Source organism: Pseudomonas sp. LBUM1653, assembly GCF_059716115.1.
In genome coordinates this window covers 6,043,673-6,060,601 of record NZ_CP166803.1, presented here as the reverse complement: position 1 = coordinate 6,060,601, position 16,929 = coordinate 6,043,673, and the positions used below count along the sequence as shown (strand labels likewise).

The 16,929-nt window shown below is 59.8% G+C and carries 20 protein-coding genes and 1 riboswitch; of the genes, 12 read left to right on the top strand and 8 right to left on the bottom strand.

The features are described from left to right. Window positions 1–110 precede the first annotated feature (110 nt). The gene (locus ACA054_RS27295) at window positions 111–1,097 is read right to left on the bottom strand and encodes an NAD(P)/FAD-dependent oxidoreductase (RefSeq protein ID WP_497686984.1); all 987 of its coding nucleotides are present in this window, start codon (window positions 1,095–1,097) and stop codon (window positions 111–113) included. Between the two features lie 198 nt (window positions 1,098–1,295). Here ACA054_RS27295 and ACA054_RS27290 point away from each other — a divergent pair, with 198 nt between their 5' ends. Together ACA054_RS27290 and hemH are read left to right on the top strand one after the other, a co-directional pair. Beyond that, a complete protein-coding gene (locus ACA054_RS27290; protein WP_497686983.1) occupies window positions 1,296–2,198 on the top strand; it encodes a TIGR01777 family oxidoreductase in 903 nt (300 codons plus the stop codon). A gap of 13 nt (window positions 2,199–2,211) precedes the next feature. Next, on the top strand, window positions 2,212–3,234 hold the full coding sequence (gene hemH, locus ACA054_RS27285) for a ferrochelatase (RefSeq protein ID WP_497686982.1): 1,023 nt from the start codon (window positions 2,212–2,214) through the stop codon (window positions 3,232–3,234). A gap of 103 nt (window positions 3,235–3,337) precedes the next feature. On the opposite strand, the gene ACA054_RS27280 is transcribed toward hemH, so the two are convergent. Together ACA054_RS27280 and upp are read right to left on the bottom strand one after the other, a co-directional pair. After that, window positions 3,338–4,612 carry a uracil-xanthine permease family protein gene (locus ACA054_RS27280; protein ID WP_497686981.1) on the bottom strand — a complete coding sequence of 425 codons (1,275 nt, stop codon included), beginning with the start codon at window positions 4,610–4,612 and terminating at the stop codon, window positions 3,338–3,340. 2 nt (window positions 4,613–4,614) lie between these two features. After that, the gene (gene upp / locus ACA054_RS27275) at window positions 4,615–5,253 is read right to left on the bottom strand and encodes a uracil phosphoribosyltransferase (protein WP_017340734.1); all 639 of its coding nucleotides are present in this window, start codon (window positions 5,251–5,253) and stop codon (window positions 4,615–4,617) included. Between the two features lie 165 nt (window positions 5,254–5,418). On the opposite strand from upp, the gene ACA054_RS27270 reads away from it, so the two are divergent. From ACA054_RS27270 to ACA054_RS27255, 4 genes are all read left to right on the top strand, one after another. After that, the gene (locus tag ACA054_RS27270) at window positions 5,419–5,976 is read left to right on the top strand and encodes a hypoxanthine-guanine phosphoribosyltransferase (protein ID WP_201194381.1); all 558 of its coding nucleotides are present in this window, start codon (window positions 5,419–5,421) and stop codon (window positions 5,974–5,976) included. Between the two features lie 3 nt (window positions 5,977–5,979). Next, complete coding sequence (locus tag ACA054_RS27265) at window positions 5,980–6,453, top strand: WbuC family cupin fold metalloprotein (protein WP_497686980.1); 474 nt, start codon at window positions 5,980–5,982, stop codon at window positions 6,451–6,453. Window positions 6,454–6,607: 154 nt separating this feature from the next. Continuing rightward, window positions 6,608–7,093 carry a hypothetical protein gene (locus ACA054_RS27260; RefSeq protein ID WP_497686979.1) on the top strand — a complete coding sequence of 162 codons (486 nt, stop codon included), beginning with the start codon at window positions 6,608–6,610 and terminating at the stop codon, window positions 7,091–7,093. 63 nt (window positions 7,094–7,156) lie between these two features. Beyond that, window positions 7,157–7,444, top strand: coding sequence for a PA4642 family protein (locus ACA054_RS27255; RefSeq protein WP_497686978.1), 288 nt, complete (start codon window positions 7,157–7,159; stop codon window positions 7,442–7,444). A 158-nt stretch (window positions 7,445–7,602) separates the two neighbouring features. Here the strand turns inward: ACA054_RS27255 and mqo are convergent, their stop codons facing one another. Together mqo and ACA054_RS27245 are read right to left on the bottom strand one after the other, a co-directional pair. Then, window positions 7,603–9,111: a malate dehydrogenase (quinone) gene (mqo, locus tag ACA054_RS27250; protein ID WP_497686977.1), complete on the bottom strand. Its 1,509-nt coding sequence runs from the start codon at window positions 9,109–9,111 to the stop codon at window positions 7,603–7,605. A 740-nt stretch (window positions 9,112–9,851) separates the two neighbouring features. After that, window positions 9,852–10,085 (bottom strand): hypothetical protein, encoded by a 234-nt coding sequence (locus ACA054_RS27245; protein WP_497686976.1) that lies wholly within the window; start codon window positions 10,083–10,085, stop codon window positions 9,852–9,854. 199 nt (window positions 10,086–10,284) lie between these two features. Here ACA054_RS27245 and ACA054_RS27240 point away from each other — a divergent pair, with 199 nt between their 5' ends. Both ACA054_RS27240 and ACA054_RS27235 read left to right on the top strand, forming a co-directional pair. Further along, the gene (locus ACA054_RS27240) at window positions 10,285–10,869 is read left to right on the top strand and encodes a YajG family lipoprotein (protein WP_497686975.1); all 585 of its coding nucleotides are present in this window, start codon (window positions 10,285–10,287) and stop codon (window positions 10,867–10,869) included. Window positions 10,870–11,049: 180 nt separating this feature from the next. Beyond that, complete coding sequence (locus ACA054_RS27235) at window positions 11,050–11,328, top strand: hypothetical protein (protein WP_497686974.1); 279 nt, start codon at window positions 11,050–11,052, stop codon at window positions 11,326–11,328. A gap of 204 nt (window positions 11,329–11,532) precedes the next feature. Here ACA054_RS27235 and ACA054_RS27230 read toward each other — a convergent pair whose 3' ends face one another. Further along, a complete protein-coding gene (locus ACA054_RS27230) occupies window positions 11,533–12,699 on the bottom strand; it encodes a 1-acyl-sn-glycerol-3-phosphate acyltransferase (RefSeq protein ID WP_497686973.1) in 1,167 nt (388 codons plus the stop codon). 139 nt (window positions 12,700–12,838) lie between these two features. On the opposite strand from ACA054_RS27230, the gene ACA054_RS27225 reads away from it, so the two are divergent. The 4 genes from ACA054_RS27225 to ACA054_RS27210 all read left to right on the top strand — a co-directional run bounded on the left by ACA054_RS27225 (window position 12,839) and on the right by ACA054_RS27210 (window position 14,939). Beyond that, window positions 12,839–13,021: a CPXCG motif-containing cysteine-rich protein gene (locus ACA054_RS27225; RefSeq protein ID WP_497686972.1), complete on the top strand. Its 183-nt coding sequence runs from the start codon at window positions 12,839–12,841 to the stop codon at window positions 13,019–13,021. Window positions 13,022–13,030: 9 nt separating this feature from the next. Further along, on the top strand, window positions 13,031–13,291 hold the full coding sequence (locus tag ACA054_RS27220) for a putative signal transducing protein (RefSeq protein ID WP_497686971.1): 261 nt from the start codon (window positions 13,031–13,033) through the stop codon (window positions 13,289–13,291). A 35-nt stretch (window positions 13,292–13,326) separates the two neighbouring features. Next, complete coding sequence (locus ACA054_RS27215; RefSeq protein ID WP_497686970.1) at window positions 13,327–13,950, top strand: SOS response-associated peptidase; 624 nt, start codon at window positions 13,327–13,329, stop codon at window positions 13,948–13,950. 170 nt (window positions 13,951–14,120) lie between these two features. Continuing rightward, a complete protein-coding gene (locus tag ACA054_RS27210) occupies window positions 14,121–14,939 on the top strand; it encodes a M48 family metallopeptidase (protein ID WP_497686969.1) in 819 nt (272 codons plus the stop codon). Between the two features lie 132 nt (window positions 14,940–15,071). Here the strand turns inward: ACA054_RS27210 and ACA054_RS27205 are convergent, their stop codons facing one another. Together ACA054_RS27205 and ACA054_RS27200 are read right to left on the bottom strand one after the other, a co-directional pair. Then, a complete protein-coding gene (locus ACA054_RS27205) occupies window positions 15,072–15,656 on the bottom strand; it encodes a TMEM165/GDT1 family protein (RefSeq protein ID WP_008016665.1) in 585 nt (194 codons plus the stop codon). An 89-nt stretch (window positions 15,657–15,745) separates the two neighbouring features. Further along, window positions 15,746–15,870: riboswitch (yybP-ykoY riboswitch) on the bottom strand. Window positions 15,871–15,909: 39 nt separating this feature from the next. Beyond that, window positions 15,910–16,908 carry a methyltransferase gene (locus ACA054_RS27200; protein WP_497686968.1) on the bottom strand — a complete coding sequence of 333 codons (999 nt, stop codon included), beginning with the start codon at window positions 16,906–16,908 and terminating at the stop codon, window positions 15,910–15,912. Window positions 16,909–16,929 lie beyond the last annotated feature (21 nt).

Below are 16,929 nucleotides of genomic sequence, written 5' to 3'. Positions count from 1 at the left end.
TTGAGCAAAGGGGGCCTGGCCGTAGCTATTTTGCCAGCGATTCAGGTGCTGCAGTGTTCAGCTGCACCGCGTTGTCATTCATCGCTGGCAAGCCCGTGTCGGGGTTGCGTTCACTGCAAGTGTGCGTGCAGCCGGCGCGCAGCTTCCTGGCCGCTGAGCCACGCACCTTCGACGCGTCCGGACAGGCACCAGTCGCCGCACGCATACAGGCCCAGGTCCGCGTCGGCCAGGGTGCCCCATTCATGGCTGCTGGCGGGGCGGGCGTAAAGCCAGCGGTGGGCCAGGCTGAAGCTGGGCGCGGGCATGGCATCGTGCAACAGCTCGGCGAACGCTCCGTGCAATTGCTCGATCACTGCTTCTTTCGGCAAGTCGATATGCTGGCGACTCCAGGCACTGGTGGCGTGCAGCACCCAGGTGTCGAGGGTGTTGTCGCGTCCCGGTTTGCTGCGATTGCGAGCCAGCCAGTCGAGCGGACTGTCTTGCACGAAGCAGCCCTCCATCGGCGTTTCCAGGGGCGTCTCGAAGGCCAGTGCAACGGCCCAGGTGGGGTCCATTTTTACCCCGGCGGCGGCGCCAGCGAGCTTCGGCGCGGAGGCCAGTAGCGCAGTTGCCTGAGGTGCCGGGGTGGCGATGATCACATGACTGAACGGACCGTGGGTGAAGCCTTCGGCATCCTGCAGATGCCAGTGTTCTTCGCCGCGATACACCTCGGTGATCCGGCAGGCGAAATGAACTTCCAGGTCGCCCAGCAGGGCACGGGTGATGGCGCTCATGCGCGGGGTGCCGACCCAGCGCGTCTGTTCGTCCGGCGATAAATCAAGCCGGCCGCCATGGAAGGTATACAGCTGCGGTGTCCATTCGGCGACCCAGCCATGGGCCTGCCAACGCTGGACTTCGGTGACAAAGCGACGGTCGCGGGCGGTGAAATACTGCGCGCCCATGTCCAGGGCACCCGCATCGCTGCGCTTGCTCGACATGCGTCCGCCACTGCCGCGGCTTTTATCGAAAAGTTGCACGACATGCCCCAGGTCGGTCAGGGCTTGTGCGGCTGAGAGTCCGGCAATGCCGGTGCCGATGATTGCGATAGGTACAGTCATAAGGGCCTCGTTTACCTGTCTGTACAGACTACGCCGGGGTTGAAACCTGTACAATATTGTTTTTTGGTATAACTTTCAGCGTTCTCGTTCTGACAGCTTGGCCTATTGTTAAACACAGAGCCTGCCCGATACCAAAAGATCCCTTACTTATAAAAATAGACTAGTGATCAGGGTAAAACGCCACGCGAGGAAGTAGTCATGCACATATTGCTGACCGGCGGTACTGGTTTGATAGGAAGTCAGCTCTGCCGACACTGGTTGAGTCAAGGGCATCGCCTTACAGTCTGGAGCCGGACGCCGGCAAAAGTCGCCAAAACCTGCGGTGCCCAGGTCCGTGGTATTGCACGACTTGAAGAGGTCGGGCAAGACCCGGTGGACGCCATCGTCAATCTGGCCGGTGCGCCGATTGCCGATCGTCCATGGACCCACAAGCGCAAAGCTCTGTTGTGGAGTAGCCGTATCACCCTGACGGAAACCCTGCTGGCTTGGCTCGAAAGCCGTGAACAGAAACCGCAGGTGCTGATCTCGGGGTCCGCGGTCGGTTGGTACGGCGATGGTGGTGAGCGGGAACTGACCGAGGATTCCCCACCGGTCATCGATGATTTCGCCAGTCAGTTATGCATAGCCTGGGAGGAAACTGCCCAGCGCGCCGAAGGTTTGGGTATTCGCGTGATCTTCATTCGCACCGGACTGGTGTTGTCGGCAGAGGGCGGCTTTTTGTCGCGCCTGTTGCTGCCATTCAAACTGGGGCTGGGCGGGCCTGTCGGCAGTGGCCGGCAGTGGATGCCGTGGATTCACATCAACGATCAAATCGCCTTGATTGATTTTCTTCTGCATCAGGAAGGCGCCAGTGGTCCTTATAATGCCTGCGCGCCCAAACCGGTGCGCAACCGAGAGTTCGCCCAGACGTTGGGCAGCGTGCTGCACCGTCCGACGTTCATGCCCATGCCAGCCCTGGCTTTAAAGGTGTGCCTGGGCGAGTTGTCATTGCTGTTGCTGGGCGGCCAGAAGGCAGTACCGGCTCGCTTGCTGGAAGCGGGTTTCACTTTCCAGTTCACTGATTTGCGCGCGGCTCTGGACGACTTGTCCAGCCGCCTATGAAATAGGACGTTGCATGACCGATCACGCATTGCTTCTGGTCAATCTGGGCTCACCGGCCTCCACCTCGGTGGCGGATGTGCGCAGTTACCTCAATCAATTTCTGATGGACCCGTATGTGATCGACCTGCCTTGGCCGCTGCGGCGCTTGCTGGTGTCGCTGATCCTGATCAAGCGCCCCGAGCAGTCGGCGCATGCCTACGCGTCGATCTGGTGGGATGAGGGTTCGCCGCTGGTGGTGCTCAGCCGGCGCCTGCAACAGGCCGTGACTGCGCAGTGGCATCACGGCCCGGTGGAGCTGGCGATGCGTTACGGTGAGCCGTCGATCGAGTCGGCACTGGTGCGCCTGGTAGCTCAGGGTCACAAACGGATCACGCTGGCGCCGCTTTATCCACAGTTTGCCGACAGCACCACCACGACGGTGATCGAAGAAGCCAAGCGTGTACTGCGCGAGAAGAAGCTCGATGTGCAGCTATCGGTGCTCCAGCCATTTTACGATCAGCCGGAATACCTCGATGCGCTGGTGGCCACGACCCGGCCTTATCTGGAACAGGACTTCGATCACCTGCTGTTGAGCTTCCACGGTTTACCGGAGCGGCACCTGACGAAGCTCAACCCGGGCCACAGCTTCGAAGGCGGGGGCGATTGCTGCGCCGGTGCACCACCGCAAGTGGTCGCGACCTGTTATCGCGGTCAATGCCTGCGCACCGCCGCAGCGTTCGCCAGGCGCATGGGATTGCCGGACGGCAAATGGTCGGTGTCGTTCCAGTCGCGCCTGGGGCGAGCCAAGTGGATCGAGCCCTATACCGAGGCTCGCCTTGATGAACTAGGCAAAAGCGGGGTCAAGAAAGTGCTGGTGATGTGCCCGGCCTTCGTGGCCGATTGCATCGAGACGCTGGAAGAAATCGGCGATCGCGGGCTGGAGCAATTCCGCGAAGCGGGGGGGGAGGAGTTGGTGCTGGTGCCGTGCCTCAACGACGACCCGCATTGGGCGAAGGCGTTGAATGCGTTGTGCGAAAGGGCACCGTTGGTGCTTTAAAAGCATCGCGAGCAAGCTCGCTCCCACAGGGAAATGCATTCCAAATTGTGGGAGCGAGCTTGCTCGCGATAACTATCGCTCAGGCACCGATGGAATCAAGCTGTTAAATCAGCGGCTCTTCTGCCTTCTTGTGCTTCCAGCTGTCATTGCCCGGCAGGATCAGGTTCAGCGCAATCGCCACCACCGCGCACAGCGCGATGCCTTTGAGGCCGAAGTCGTCCGGGCCGGTGCCGGTACCGACCAGCACGCCGCCAATGCCGAACACCAGGGTCACCGAAACGATCACCAGGTTGCGCGCTTCGCCCAGGTCGATCTTGTGGCGAATCAGCGTGTTCATCCCCACGGCCGCAATCGAGCCGAACAACAGGCAGAGAATTCCGCCCATCACCGGCACCGGAATACTTTGCAGCAGCGCACCGAATTTGCCGATGAATGCCAGGCTGATGGCGAAGATCGCCGCCCAGGTCATGATTTTCGGGTTGTAGTTCTTGGTCAGCATCACCGCGCCAGTGACTTCAGCGTACGTGGTGTTGGGTGGGCCACCGAACAGGCCGGCGGCGGTGGTGGCAATGCCATCGCCCAGCAGGGTGCGATGCAGGCCAGGCTTCTTCAGGTAATCGCGACCGGTCACGCTACCCACGGCGATCACGCCACCGATGTGCTCGATGGCCGGGGCCAGGGCCACCGGAACGATGAACAGAATCGCCTGCCAGTTGAATTCCGGGGCAGTGAAATGCGGGATCGCGAACCATGGAGCGGCAGCAATTTTTGCCGTATCGACCACGCCAAAGTAGAACGCCATGGCGAAACCCACCAATACACCGGAGATGATTGGCACCAGGCGGAAAATGCCTTTGCCGAACACTGCGACGATCAGGGTGGTCAGCAATGCCGGCATCGAGATCAGCATCGCCGTCTGGTAATGAATCAGTTCGCTACCGTCGCCAGCCTTGCCCATCGCCATGTTGGCGGCGATCGGCGCCATGGCCAGGCCGATGGAGATGATCACCGGGCCAATCACCACCGGCGGCAGCAGGCGGTCGATGAAGCCGGTGCCTTTGATCTTCACTGCCAGGCCGAGGAACGTATAGACAAAACCGGCCGCCATCACGCCGCCCATGGTCGCGGCGAGGCCGAACTGACCCTTGGCGAGAATGATCGGGGTGATGAAGGCAAAGCTCGACGCCAGGAACACCGGCACCTGACGCCCGGTGACGATCTGGAACAGAATCGTCCCCAGGCCCGCCGTGAACAGCGCCACGTTCGGGTCGAGGCCGGTAATCAGCGGCATCAACACCAGGGCGCCGAAGGCCACGAACAGCATCTGGGCGCCGGACAGCACCGTGCGCCAGAGCGGATCGTTGAACTCTTGCTGCATGCTCACGCGTCCTTCTGCTTGGTGCCGAAGATCTTGTCACCGGCATCGCCCAGGCCTGGGATGATATAACCGTGCTCGTTCAGTTTCTCGTCAATGGAAGCGGTGTAGATGGTCACGTCCGGGTGAGCCTTCTCCACAGCGGCGATGCCTTCCGGCGCGGCGACCAGCACCATGGCGCGGATGTCACGGCAACCGGCTTTTTTCAGCAGGTCGATGGTAGCGACCATCGAACTGCCGGTGGCGAGCATCGGGTCGATGATCATCGCCAGGCGTTCGTTGATTTCCGGAACCAGTTTTTCCAGGTAGGTGTGGGCCTGCAGCGTTTCTTCGTTGCGGGCTACGCCCACGGCGCTGACTTTGGCACCCGGGATCAGGCTGAGCACGCCTTCGAGCATGCCGATACCGGCGCGCAGGATCGGCACCACGGTGATTTTCTTGCCGGCGATTTTCTCGACCGACACGGTGCCGCACCAGCCTTCGATGTCGTAGGATTCCAGCGGCAGGTCTTTGGTGGCTTCATAGGTCAGCAGTGCACCGACTTCCTGAGCGAGCTCGCGGAAATTCTTCGTGCTGATGTCTGCGCGGCGCATTAGGCCAAGTTTGTGACGGATCAGCGGGTGGCGGATCTCGAGGATGGGCATGGGAAAGGCTCCGGCGGCGGGCAAAAAAACCGGCCTAGATTAATCTATCCGAGGGTGTTGTCCTATAGACATAGAGTACGTTAGTCCACAAATGCTTGATCTGGCCTCGCTGGATGCGTACCTTTGCCCGCTTTTCCTGAATCCGTCACCCCCTTGGAGAGCGCCATGTCCGCTGATCTCGAGCATATCCGTCAAATCATGCGAGAGGCTGACTGCCTGTACACCGAAGCTGAAGTCGAGGCGGCCATCGCCCGCGTCGGTGCACACATCAACGAACAATTGGCGGACAGCAACCCGGTGGTGTTCTGCGTGATGAACGGCGGCCTGATTTTCGCCGGCAAGCTGCTCACGCACCTGCAATTCCCGCTGGAAGCGTCCTACCTGCACGCCACCCGCTATCGCAACGAAACCAGCGGCGGCGAGCTGTTCTGGAAAGCCAAGCCGGAAGTGTCGTTCATCGACCGTGACGTGCTGATCATCGACGACATCCTCGACGAAGGTCACACCCTCGGCGCGATCATCGACTTCTGCAAACACGCCGGCGCACGTAAAGTGCACACTGCCGTGCTGATCGACAAGGACCACGACCGCAAGGCTCGCCCGGACCTGAAGGCCGATTTCGTCGGGTTGCCGTGCATCGACCGTTACATCTTTGGCTACGGCATGGACTACAAAGGCTACTGGCGTAACGCCAACGGGATTTTTGCCGTTAAAGGAATGTAAGACATGACCACGCCTCGCTTTCTTGATCAGACCCTGTTCGCCGAGTTGGCCGAGAAAGCCGCGGCCAACCCTCGCGGGCGCCAGCATCACAACTTCCACCAGATGGAAGACGCCTGCCATCGCATGGCCGTGGGGCTGCAACCTTCGACGTATATCCCGCCTCATCGTCACCTGGGCGACAACAAGGCCGAAACCTTGTTGGTGCTCAAGGGGCGGCTGGGCGTTTTGATCTTCGATGAGTCCGGCGCTGTCCTGAGCAAGACGGTCCTGCAGGCCGGTGGCGACTGTGTCGGCGTGGACTTGCCTACGGGAGTGTTCCACGGCCTGGTGGTGCTCGAAGCCGATAGCCTGATGTTCGAGTGCAAGGCGGGTCCCTATCGTCCGGTCGGCGAAGGTGAGCTGGCGCATTGGGCGCCACGTGAAGGCGAACCCGGTGTTGCCGAGTATCAGGCCTGGATGCGCGCGCAGTTCGATTGATCACTACCCCCCCCGTAGGAGCGAGCATGCTCGCGATGAACCCAAGGTCACCGCGGGGCATCTGGTTTCCCGCGTTATCGTTGACGACCATCGTCGGAACGCCGCCCGGAGCATGCTCGCTCCTACAGGGACGCGTTCATCCTTGGAGCCTGTCATGAGTCTGTTTATCCGCTGCTGTGCCGCCCTGTTGCTGACCCTCAGCCTACCCCTGGCGGCCGCTCCGACACCTATGCACGGGCAGTTCCTGCCGCCGGATGACCTGACCCTGCGTGACGCGGAACCGGAGCAGCAACAACTGCTGCAAGTCACCGAGTATTCGGTGGTGGTCGGCAGTCAGCGCCAGTCCAGCCAGCAGCCGATCCCCGTCACCTCGCCGCTGATGATTCGCCTCAAGGGCAAATCCTTGAACAAGGGCGCGACCATCAGTCAGGTACTTGTCAATTTCGATGGCGAAAGCAAAAGCCTGAAAAAACCGCTCTACGACGACAAGAGCAAAACGCTGACGCTTTATTACCCGCTGGCTCAATACCGGGTGGTCATCGACTTGTTGCGTAACGATACGGTCTATTGCCAGTTTCTCAGCTACGCCAACGGCCACATCTGGGCCGATCTGCACACCGGGGCTGTTCGTCCGCGTTGAGCCCGGCGCCCGCGCAGGGGTAAACTGCCCGCCCCGTGAAATGTCTGCGAGCTGGAGTCGGCAATGCGTAAAGATAAGAAACAAGTGATTGGTGACGAGATCGGCGATGAGCAGATCAAGTTGTTCCTCGATTTCGAACCGGTCGACGCGACTTCTCCGTCCCTGCACAAGCTGATCAAGGCTTACCGTGGTCTGCGGATCGACGATTTCGAGCGTTTCCTGACATTCTTCGTCGAGGCAGGCCTGGATTTGGACGGCAAGGATGAGCACGGCAAAGACTTCGTTGCCCTGATCCAGGATCAGCGCAATGCGCCGGATTACATCGAGCTGATCAGAAAGGCTCGCGGTTAAAAATCAAGAGATCGCAGCCTCGTTTCACTCGACAGCTCCTACACATGGATCGCCTGCACCTGTAGGAGCTGTCTCGCGAAGCGAGGCTGCGATCTTTTAAATGCATAAAAAAACGCCCCGCCATCAATGATGGACGGGGCGTTTTTCATGGAGCCGGATCAAGCGTAGCTTTCAGTCTCGCTGCTGGCTTCAACCAGTTCCAGGGCGATGTTGTTCTGCGTGTTGATCTTGCGATACAGCGCCGCGTCGGTTTCCAGGACTTTCTCCCGGGCCGGGAAGATCTCTGCCAGTTTGGCAGCCCATTCACCCTTGGCTTTGCCCGGGAAGCATTTTTCGATCAGTTCCAGCATGATCGAAACGGTCACAGAGGCACCTGGCGAGGCGCCGAGCAGGGCAGCAAGGGAGCCGTCCTTGGCCGCGACCAGTTCGGTACCGAATTGCAGGACGCCGCCTTTTTTCGGGTCTTTCTTGATGATCTGCACCCGTTGGCCGGCCACTTCCAGGCGCCAGTCTTCGGCTTTCGCTTCAGGGTAGAAGCGACGCAGGGACTCCAGGCGCTGCTCCATCGACTGCATCACTTCGCTGACCAGGTACTTGGTCAGGTCCATGTTGTTTTTCGCCACCGCCAGCATCGGGCCGATGTTGCCGGCGCGAACCGACATCGGCAGGTCCATGAAGGAGCCGTGCTTGAGGAACTTGGTGGTGAAACCGGCGTAAGGTCCGAACAGCAGGGATTTCTTGCCGTCGACGACACGGGTGTCCAGGTGCGGCACGGACATCGGTGGCGAGCCCACGGCAGCCTGGCTGTAGACCTTGGCCTGGTGGTGCTTGACCACTTCCGGGTTGTCGCAACGCAGCCATTGGCCACTGATCGGGAAACCGCCGAAGCCTTTACTCTCTTCGATGCCCGAAGCCTGCAACAGCGGCAATGCCGCGCCACCGGCACCGAGGAAGACGAACTTGGCGTCGACTTCACGGCTGTTGCCGCTGTTGACGTCCTTGATGCTGACAGTCCAGCCGCCGTTGTTGCGCTTGAGGCCGGTCACGCGCTTGCAGTACTTGACCTGGGCATCGGGGGCGCTGGTCAGGTGCTTGAGCAACTGGTTGGTCAGGGCGCCGAAGTTGACGTCGGTACCGTTGATCACGCGAGTGGCCGCGAGCGTTTCGCCAGGATCGCGCCCCGGCATCATCAGCGGCATCCACTCGGCCATCTTGGCCTTGTCTTCGGTGTATTCCATGTCGTCGAAGGCGTGGTGCTTGCTCAGCACGTTGAAGCGTTCCTTGAGGAAGGACACGCCGCTCTCGCCCTGAACGAAACTCAGGTGTGGCACCGGGCTGATAAACGATTTGCACGAGCCGAACGTGCCTTTCTTGGTCAGGTACGACCAGAACTGCTTCGACACCTCGAACTGGGTGTTGATGTGCACGGCTTTCTTGATGTCGACGGTGCCATCGGCTGCCTGCGGCGTGTAGTTCAGCTCGCACAGGCCGGCGTGACCGGTACCGGCGTTGTTCCACGGGTTGGAACTCTCCGCGGCACCGGAATCCATCAGCTCGACGACTTCCAGCTTGATCGCGGGGTCGAGCTCTTTGAGCAGTACCGCGAGGGTGGCACTCATGATGCCGGCCCCAACCAGTACTACGTCGACTGCTTCGTTATGCGCCATTTAACGCGTCTCCAAAATCTGCAGCACCAAATTGTCGGCATGGCTGCCAGGCGTTCCGGGGCGAGTCAGTGATGCCCCTCGAACTCATGGCAGTATCGCCATGTCCGAATCTTCGCAATTTTTCGCAACTTCGACGGACGCTACCTGCCGGGTCTAATAAGAGTCATATGAACTCATTTCAACGTGCGACTGGCAATTCGACTTATGGTCGATACATCCGCTTGTGCAACCAAATCCGTAGCGGACAGGCTTCAGGCTCCGGTATTCGAGGTGTACTCGGTCCTGTGTCGTTGGGCTGTACTGGACGCTAATGGTGCATATTCAGACGCAAAACTATTCATTTGCTCGCCACACTCTTGTGAAGTTGTGAAAACCCGTTTTTTTCACGCTCTTTTGGAGACGTGAACCTCAAAAAAGGGCTGTCCCAGCCTGGCACCGTGCCCGAATGAATTGCCGCCATGAAATACATGACAGGCAAAACGGGCAAACAGCTCAGTGACCGAGCGTTATGACAGCTCTGCAGATTCGCGAAAAGTGGAGGTTTTGCCAAAGGAACAGCAAGCGCGCCAGCTTCACTCGATCTGTGTGGGCGGCTCTCTGTGGGCGGTGCGGGGTGCCAAAACCGAAGCATTGACGATGCTGCGAGGCCCGATCAGGAGACGTCCTTATAATCGGGGGGAGATTGTAGCGAAGAAACGCAGGGAATTGGTCGTGTTTAATGACTTTTATTAGGCGTCTGGTCAGGTCGCCATCAGGTGCTGTGCCCGTGAGCGCGGTGGATGCTGGCTGACGCGGGCGCTGGCAGGCAGGGGTTGCTGCAGCCAGTTGAGGCGAATTTCTTCGATTTCGACCCAGCCATCGCCCATGGGCTGGAGGCAGCACTGCTTGAATGCCTGGCAATTGCCGCTGCTGTCGAGCAGGGCAAAGCTGCGGTGCCGTGGGCGTGGGGCGAACAGCGAAACGAGAAAGCGCATGGCGAAGTACCTTGTGGGTGACTGCTGGGGAGAATGGCAGCGAGCCGTTACGTGCAAGTGTATGGGGGGTGACAGATGTGTGACAGGAGGCCGTTTCTGAAAGATTTGTCAGAATTTTCTGCAATTGTTGCGCTGGTTCGCTGCAGTGGCGCACCGCTATACTGCGGACCTGTTTGTGCCTGATTCTGGAGAGAAGAGTATGTTGCAACGCCTGTTGTTCGGTTTGATCACTGTGACCAGTTTGACGTTGGTCGGCTGCGCCCACAGCCCGCAACAACTGAACCCGGAACCCAAGCTGACGGCTCAACTGGCGCCGGTCGGCCACGGCCAGCCGGTGGTGGTGCGAGTGGTCGACGGGCGTCCGTCGCCAACCCTGGGCACCCGTGGTGGTCTGTACCCTGAAACCAGCGCGATTACCGTGCAGGGCGCGCAGATCCTGCCGAAACTGCAGGCGCAGGCCGAAGCGGCCGTGCGGTTGCTGGGCTTCACCCCGACGACCAATGCGCTGAACGCGCCACAGATCACCGTGACCCTGGCCGAATTGAAGTACCAGTCGCCTAAAGAAGGCATGTACGTGACCGAGGCAACCATTGGTGCGACCTTCCGTTCCGATGTGCAGAATGCCAACCGTCGTTACAGCGGTCGTTATGGCGCGTCCCTGGACCAGCGTTTCGGCATGGCGCCGAACCAGGAAACCAACACCAAGCTGGTCAGCGACGTGTTAAGCGATGCGTTGACCCGCTTGTTCAAGGATCCAACCGTGGGTCAGGTTCTCGGCGAATAAACTGTTCGCCAGATGCCCAAAGCCCGATGCCAGCAATGGCCTCGGGCTTTTTTCATGGCCATTGATCATTTGATTCGTTAATTGTCGCAAAAGCAGGGGCAGGTGCGCAGGCTTTCGGTAGAATTCGCCCGCTGTCGCAGGTGAGGTGCCTGCAGCCCACGGTTTTGTTTGAGGTTTGTGATGTCGCTGCATTTGATGACGCTGTTAACCGCCCATCCCGCCAAATTGATCAATCTACTTGCCTTGCTCCTTGCCTTTCCGGGCAGCTGGCTGCTGCACGCCACGCGTCGCCGTGAACAGCGCGCGATGGCCAGTCTGCAGGCGCAGCGCCAGAGCAGTCCTACTCAGGAGCCAACGCTGGATTGGGCAACCCTGCGCATGAACCGGTTTTTCTACCGCTTCGGTTTTGCCTGCCTCGGCTTGGCGCTGCTCGTATCCTGGATCAGCACGCGCGTCTGAACACTGTGGTGAGGGGCTTCAGTGGGGAGGGGATTTTTGTGGTGAGGGGATTTTGTGGCGAGGGGATTTATCCCCGTTGGACTGCGTAGCAGTCCCAAAACCTGACGACGGTGTTTTAGATGCACCGTATTTTCAAGATTTGCGGCTGCTTCGCAGCCGAACGGGGCGGTGCGACGATTCGCTAAATCCCCTCACCACAAGCGGTTAAAGCGGCAACCCAGCCTTCACCCGATACTGATTGCGCACCGGGGTCGCATATTGCAGCACCAGGAACGGGCGATGTTCCTCGGGACAGGCATCCAGGCGTTGCTGCCATTGTTCCTGAGCCTTGGCCAGTTCGTCGGCCGGGAACATCTTGCTGGCGCTTGGCACCTGCAGTTGCGGATCGGCATCCTGCCATTGGGCGTAGGCCAGGTAGTGCACCGGGAACAAGCGGTAGCCGCCGAGGATCTGCCTGTCCATCTCGACCGCCAATTGCTTGGTGTCTTCGAACAGCTCGGTGATGGGCGCCGCAAAGTTCACGTGCACCCGGCCCTTGTAGCCGGTGATGCCCTTGGCGATGCTCACGTCATCCTCGCCCGGGGCCTTGGTGTAGGTGCCGGTGGTGGCGCGGATGTAGAGTTCGCGGGCCTTGGCCTGGTCGCACGGATCGTACTCGTAGCTGATCGACACGGGGGTCAGGTTCAGCGAGCGGATGACCTCACCGAACGGCTCGTCCTTGCGGCTCATGTGGAACATCTTGAGGATCGCCGACTCGGTGCGGTCGTCGCCGTCCTTGGCCCGGCCTTCGGCCTGGGCGATCCAGATCGAGGCGCAATCGTTGCGGATCGAATGGTTGATGTACGCCGACAGCAGTTGGTACGCCGCCATTTTCTCGCGGCGACCGGTGATCGAGCGGTGCACGATGAAGCTTTTGTTCAGGCGCATGAGGTCGCTGACAAAGGGCTTTTGCAGCAGATTGTCACCGATGGCGATGCGCGGGGTCGGCAGGCCGGCGTGGTACACGGCGTAATTGACAAAGGCGGGGTCCATCACGATGTCACGGTGGTTGGCGATAAACAGATAGGCACTGCCGGACTTGAACTGTTCCACACCGGTGTACGTCACACCGTCCGTGGCGCGCTCGATGGTGTGGTCGACGTAGTACTCGACTTTGTCCTGCAAGGTGGCCACCGAGGTGATGCCAGCGAACTCGCGGCGCAGCCGATGAGCTATAAGAGGTTTGAGCGCCCAGCCCAAGGCGCCGGCAAAACGCGGGAAGCGGAAGTGGGTGAGGATATCTAGAAACGCCTTGTCGCCGAGCAGTCGTGCCAGCACCGCTGGGACTTCGCTATCGTCGTAAGGTCGGATGGCATCGAATTCGCCCATCATGCTCTCTTGTTAGAAACGGCTAGGGTAAGTAAAGGTTTTGATAGAAAACCAGCGGGGCACGGTCTGAAAAAGTAGTCAGACAAAAATAGCCCTGCAAATAGACCGGCGATTATACGCACAAGTCACCTGGGAGACCGCGATGCTGGAAACTGCGAAGTATGAATGTCCGTATTGTGGTGAGGCGGTTGAGACTTCGCTGGATTTATCCGGAGGTGATCAAACCTATATCGAGGACTGTCAGGTCTGTTGCCGGCCGATAACCTTTGTTCTGCAAGTTCACGGTGATGAATGGCATCTCGAAGTTTTCAGTGAAAACGAATGAGGGGTGTGTATGCAGCGAGTCTACGAACCGGAAAACCTGATGGAAGGCGAGTTGCTGCAGGGCATGCTCGCCAGCGAAGGCATCGAAGCGCATCTGGTGGGGCGAGATCTGGTCGGCGGCTCTGGTGAATTGCCGATCTTCGGTCTGCTGGGGCTGGCGGTGGATAATGACCAGGCTGAATACGCCCGCGAGCTGATCGCCGCGTACAATGCTGCACTGCCGCTGTCCGGCGATGAACCGGACAGCTTTCCCGGCACGCTGGTCTGTTAGGCTGGCGTTCGTTTGATCAAGAGTCGTGCTGCCCCATGTGTGGACGTTATGCCCTGTTTCGCTGGAATCGCGACTTTGCGACCCTTCCAGGTTTTCCGGCCGATCAACAGGCCCAGTGGAACATTTCCCCCAATGATTCGGTGCTGATGCTGCGCGCAGGCCAGGACGGTCAACGTGAACTGGCCCGTGCCCGCTGGGGCCTGACACCGCCGTGGCTGACCGACTTGTCCCGCACCCCGGCCCATGCCCGGGCCGAAACCGTTGCCGAACAGCCGATGTTCCGCCAGGCCCTGCGCGAGCGTCGTTGCCTGCTGCCGGCCAACGGTTTCTACGAATGGCGCGGCACCACTCGCAAGCGGCCTTACTGGCTGACACCGGGTGAGGGCTCGTCGCTGTTTTTTGCCGCCATCTGGGAGGCCTACCCTGTCCAGGAGCAGGTGTGGCTGAGCACGGCGGTGATCACGCAAGCGGCGGCGAGTCAGCGTCGACCGTTGATTCTCGATGAGGTGGGGCAGGAAATCTGGCTCGATCCCGAGACGCCTCTGCATGCCTTGCAAGCCTTGCTCGCCAGCGAACCCGCTGCGTTGCGTGAGCGGGTGCTGGCCAACATGGTCAATGATCCGAAGCTCAATGGGCCGGAGTGTTTGACGCCCGGTTAAGGTGCGGTGTTTGGACCAAAATCTTCGCGGGCAAGCCTCGCTCCTACAGGGCGTGAATTTTTTCCTGCGTTGATGAGTGCTTTGCTCGAAACAGGCGTCTTATCTTCAGTGTATCTGGCGTCGATACATTTCCACGCCTAGGATAGGCGGTAGTTTTCATGGAGTTTTCGATGAACAAGATTCTGGTTGTAGGTGCACTGGGCGCAGCGCTGCTGCTCGCCGGCTGCCAGTCGGTCAACACCACCAGCGGTGGCGCCGTGGGTGTTGAACGCAAGCAATACATGTTCAGCATGCTGTCCACTGATGAGGTCAATCAGATGTACGCCCAGTCTTATCAAAAGACGGTGGGCGAGGCGAGCAGCCAGGGAGTGCTGGACAAGACCAGCAGCGATGCCAAGCGCATCCAGGTGATTTCCGATCGGCTGATTGCCCAGGCTCCGATTTTTCGTCCGGATTCGGCCCAGTGGAAGTGGGAAGTCAATCTGATCAAGAGTGATGAGCTCAACGCCAACTGCGGGCCTGGTGGCAAGATCATTTTCTATACCGGCCTGATGGACAGCCTGAAGCTGACCGATGATGAAATCGCCGCCATTCTCGGCCACGAAATCGCCCACGCCCTGCGCGAGCACGGTCGTGAGGCGATGTCCAAGGCCTATGGCATGGAAATGGCCAAGCAGGGCGCCGGTGCCTTGTTCGGCCTGGGCCAGGGCAGCCTGGCTCTCGCCGATGCCGTGGCCAACTACGGCATGACCTTGCCCAACAGCCGGTCCAATGAGAACGAGGCGGACCTGATTGGTCTGGAACTGGCTGCCCGCGCCGGCTACGACCCGAACGCCGCGATCACCTTGTGGAACAAGATGGCCAAGGCGTCGGAAGGTTCGCCGCCGGAGTTCATGAGTACTCACCCGGCGTCGTCGAGTCGTATTGCTGCGTTGCAGGCGGCGATCCCGAAGGTCATGCCGCTTTACGAGCAGACCAGGAAGCACTGATAAAGATGCGGTGAGGCCGCTGGCGCCTTCGCGAGCAGGCTCGCTCCCACATTGGTTTTGTGATCGACAGTGATCCCTGTGGGAGCGAGCCTGCTCGCGAAGAACGATAACGCGGTCTACCGACCTACACCGTCAAACCCACCCGCTGCTCTGCATCGCCTTGTACACCGCAACAATCGCCAGGATGAAAAACGCCGACGCCGCCAGTCGACGGATCAACGTTAATGGCAGTTTGTCCGCTGCAAAATTACCCGCCAGAACCACCGGCACGTTGGCAATCAACATGCCCAGGGTGGTGCCGATGATCACCAGCCACAGTTCAGGATATTGCGCGGCGAGCATCACGGTCGCGATCTGGGTCTTGTCGCCGATCTCCGCGAGGAAAAACGCAATCAACGTGGTCAGGAACGGTCCGAACTTGCGGGCGGTACTGGCTTCGTCATCGTCCATTTTGTCCGGCACCAGGGTCCACAGCGCCGTCGCGGCAAAGCTCGCGGCGAGAATCCAGTGCAGCATCGTGTCGGAGAAGAAACTGCCAACCCAAGCGCCCACAGCGCCGGCTGCCGCATGGTTGGCCAGGGTCGCGGCGACGATGCCGGCGATGATCGGCCAGGGTTTGCGAAAACGGGCGGCGAGAATGAGCGCGAGCAATTGCGTCTTGTCGCCGATTTCGGCCAAGGCAACGATTGCGGTGGGTACCAGGAGTGAATCCAGCATCAGGGGTTTTCCTAAGGGGCGGGTCGACACGGCTATGACACGTACAGCCTTCCCGCCCCGGGTAAGGTGTTCGTGTCATAGGTCTTGTCAAACCCTGCGATCCGTCTGATGCGGACGCTTGGGTCGCATGCGCCATGGTCTGTTGACCAAGTATGTTGACGCATGCCGGACGAGCATGGTGCTCGTGGGAGACTACTCCCCTAGGACGGAGCGGATTCTGCCCTTGCAAAACCCATTCGGCAAGTACAAATTTCTATCCGCGTTTTGCACGGTAGATGCGAAAGCCCTGGCCCTCGGCCTTAATGGCGCACACCCCGAGATGCTCTTCGATCAGCGGTTGATACTTCAGGAAGCTATTGGCGACAAGCCGAAGTTCGCCGCCATTTTTTAGATGTTTGGCTGCTTTTCGCAGCAGATTTTCTGTTGCGTAGTAATCGGTGTGCACGCCGACATGGAAGGGCGGGTTGCTCAGGATGGCGCTCAATCCCATCGGTGCCGCGTCGATGCCGTCACCGGTAATGACATCTGCTTCCAGACCGTTGGCCGCCAGGGTCAGGCGACTGCTGGCAGCGGCAAAGGCATCGACGTCCAGCAGCGTGACCTGGTTGTGGGGATAACGGCGTTTCACCGCTGCGCCCAACACCCCTGCGCCGCAACCGAAGTCCAGCAAGTGGCCGCTTGGCAGTTTATCCAGATGTTCCAGCAACAGCGCACTGCCGCGATCCAGTCGACCGTGGCTGAACACGCCTGGCAGGCTGATGACTTTCAACGGGCCTTCGGCCAGCGGCAATTCATAGGTCTGGGCCAGGCTTTCCAGCGGTTTGGCGTCTGGTGCGTTGGCCACGGTGACCAGCCAGAGCTGGCAATGCCGCGCACTGTCGAGCTTGCGTGGTTTACCAAACGGGTTCAGCTGTTTGGCTGCACCTTCGATGCCGCTTTTTTTCTCTCCGACCAGGTACAACTCGCGGCCGGCCAGCCGAGATGCGAGAGCGTTGAGGATGTAATCGGTCAGGTCCTTGGACTTGGGCAGAAACACCACGGCGCTATCGAATGCGCGCTCAGGCGCGTTAACACCGAAATGGCTGCGCTCGGCGAAGCGCGCATCCAGCGCGGCCTGATCGCCGGCGTGCCAGCTCCAGCCATGGGCGTCGGGCAGGCGGCCCAACAAGTCGTCGGCGGGCAGACCGGCCAACAGCACCGGGCCCTGGAATAACTCAGCCTGACGAAGCAGTACTTCACTGCGCGGATCCATAACTGCTCCTGTGAAAAAAAG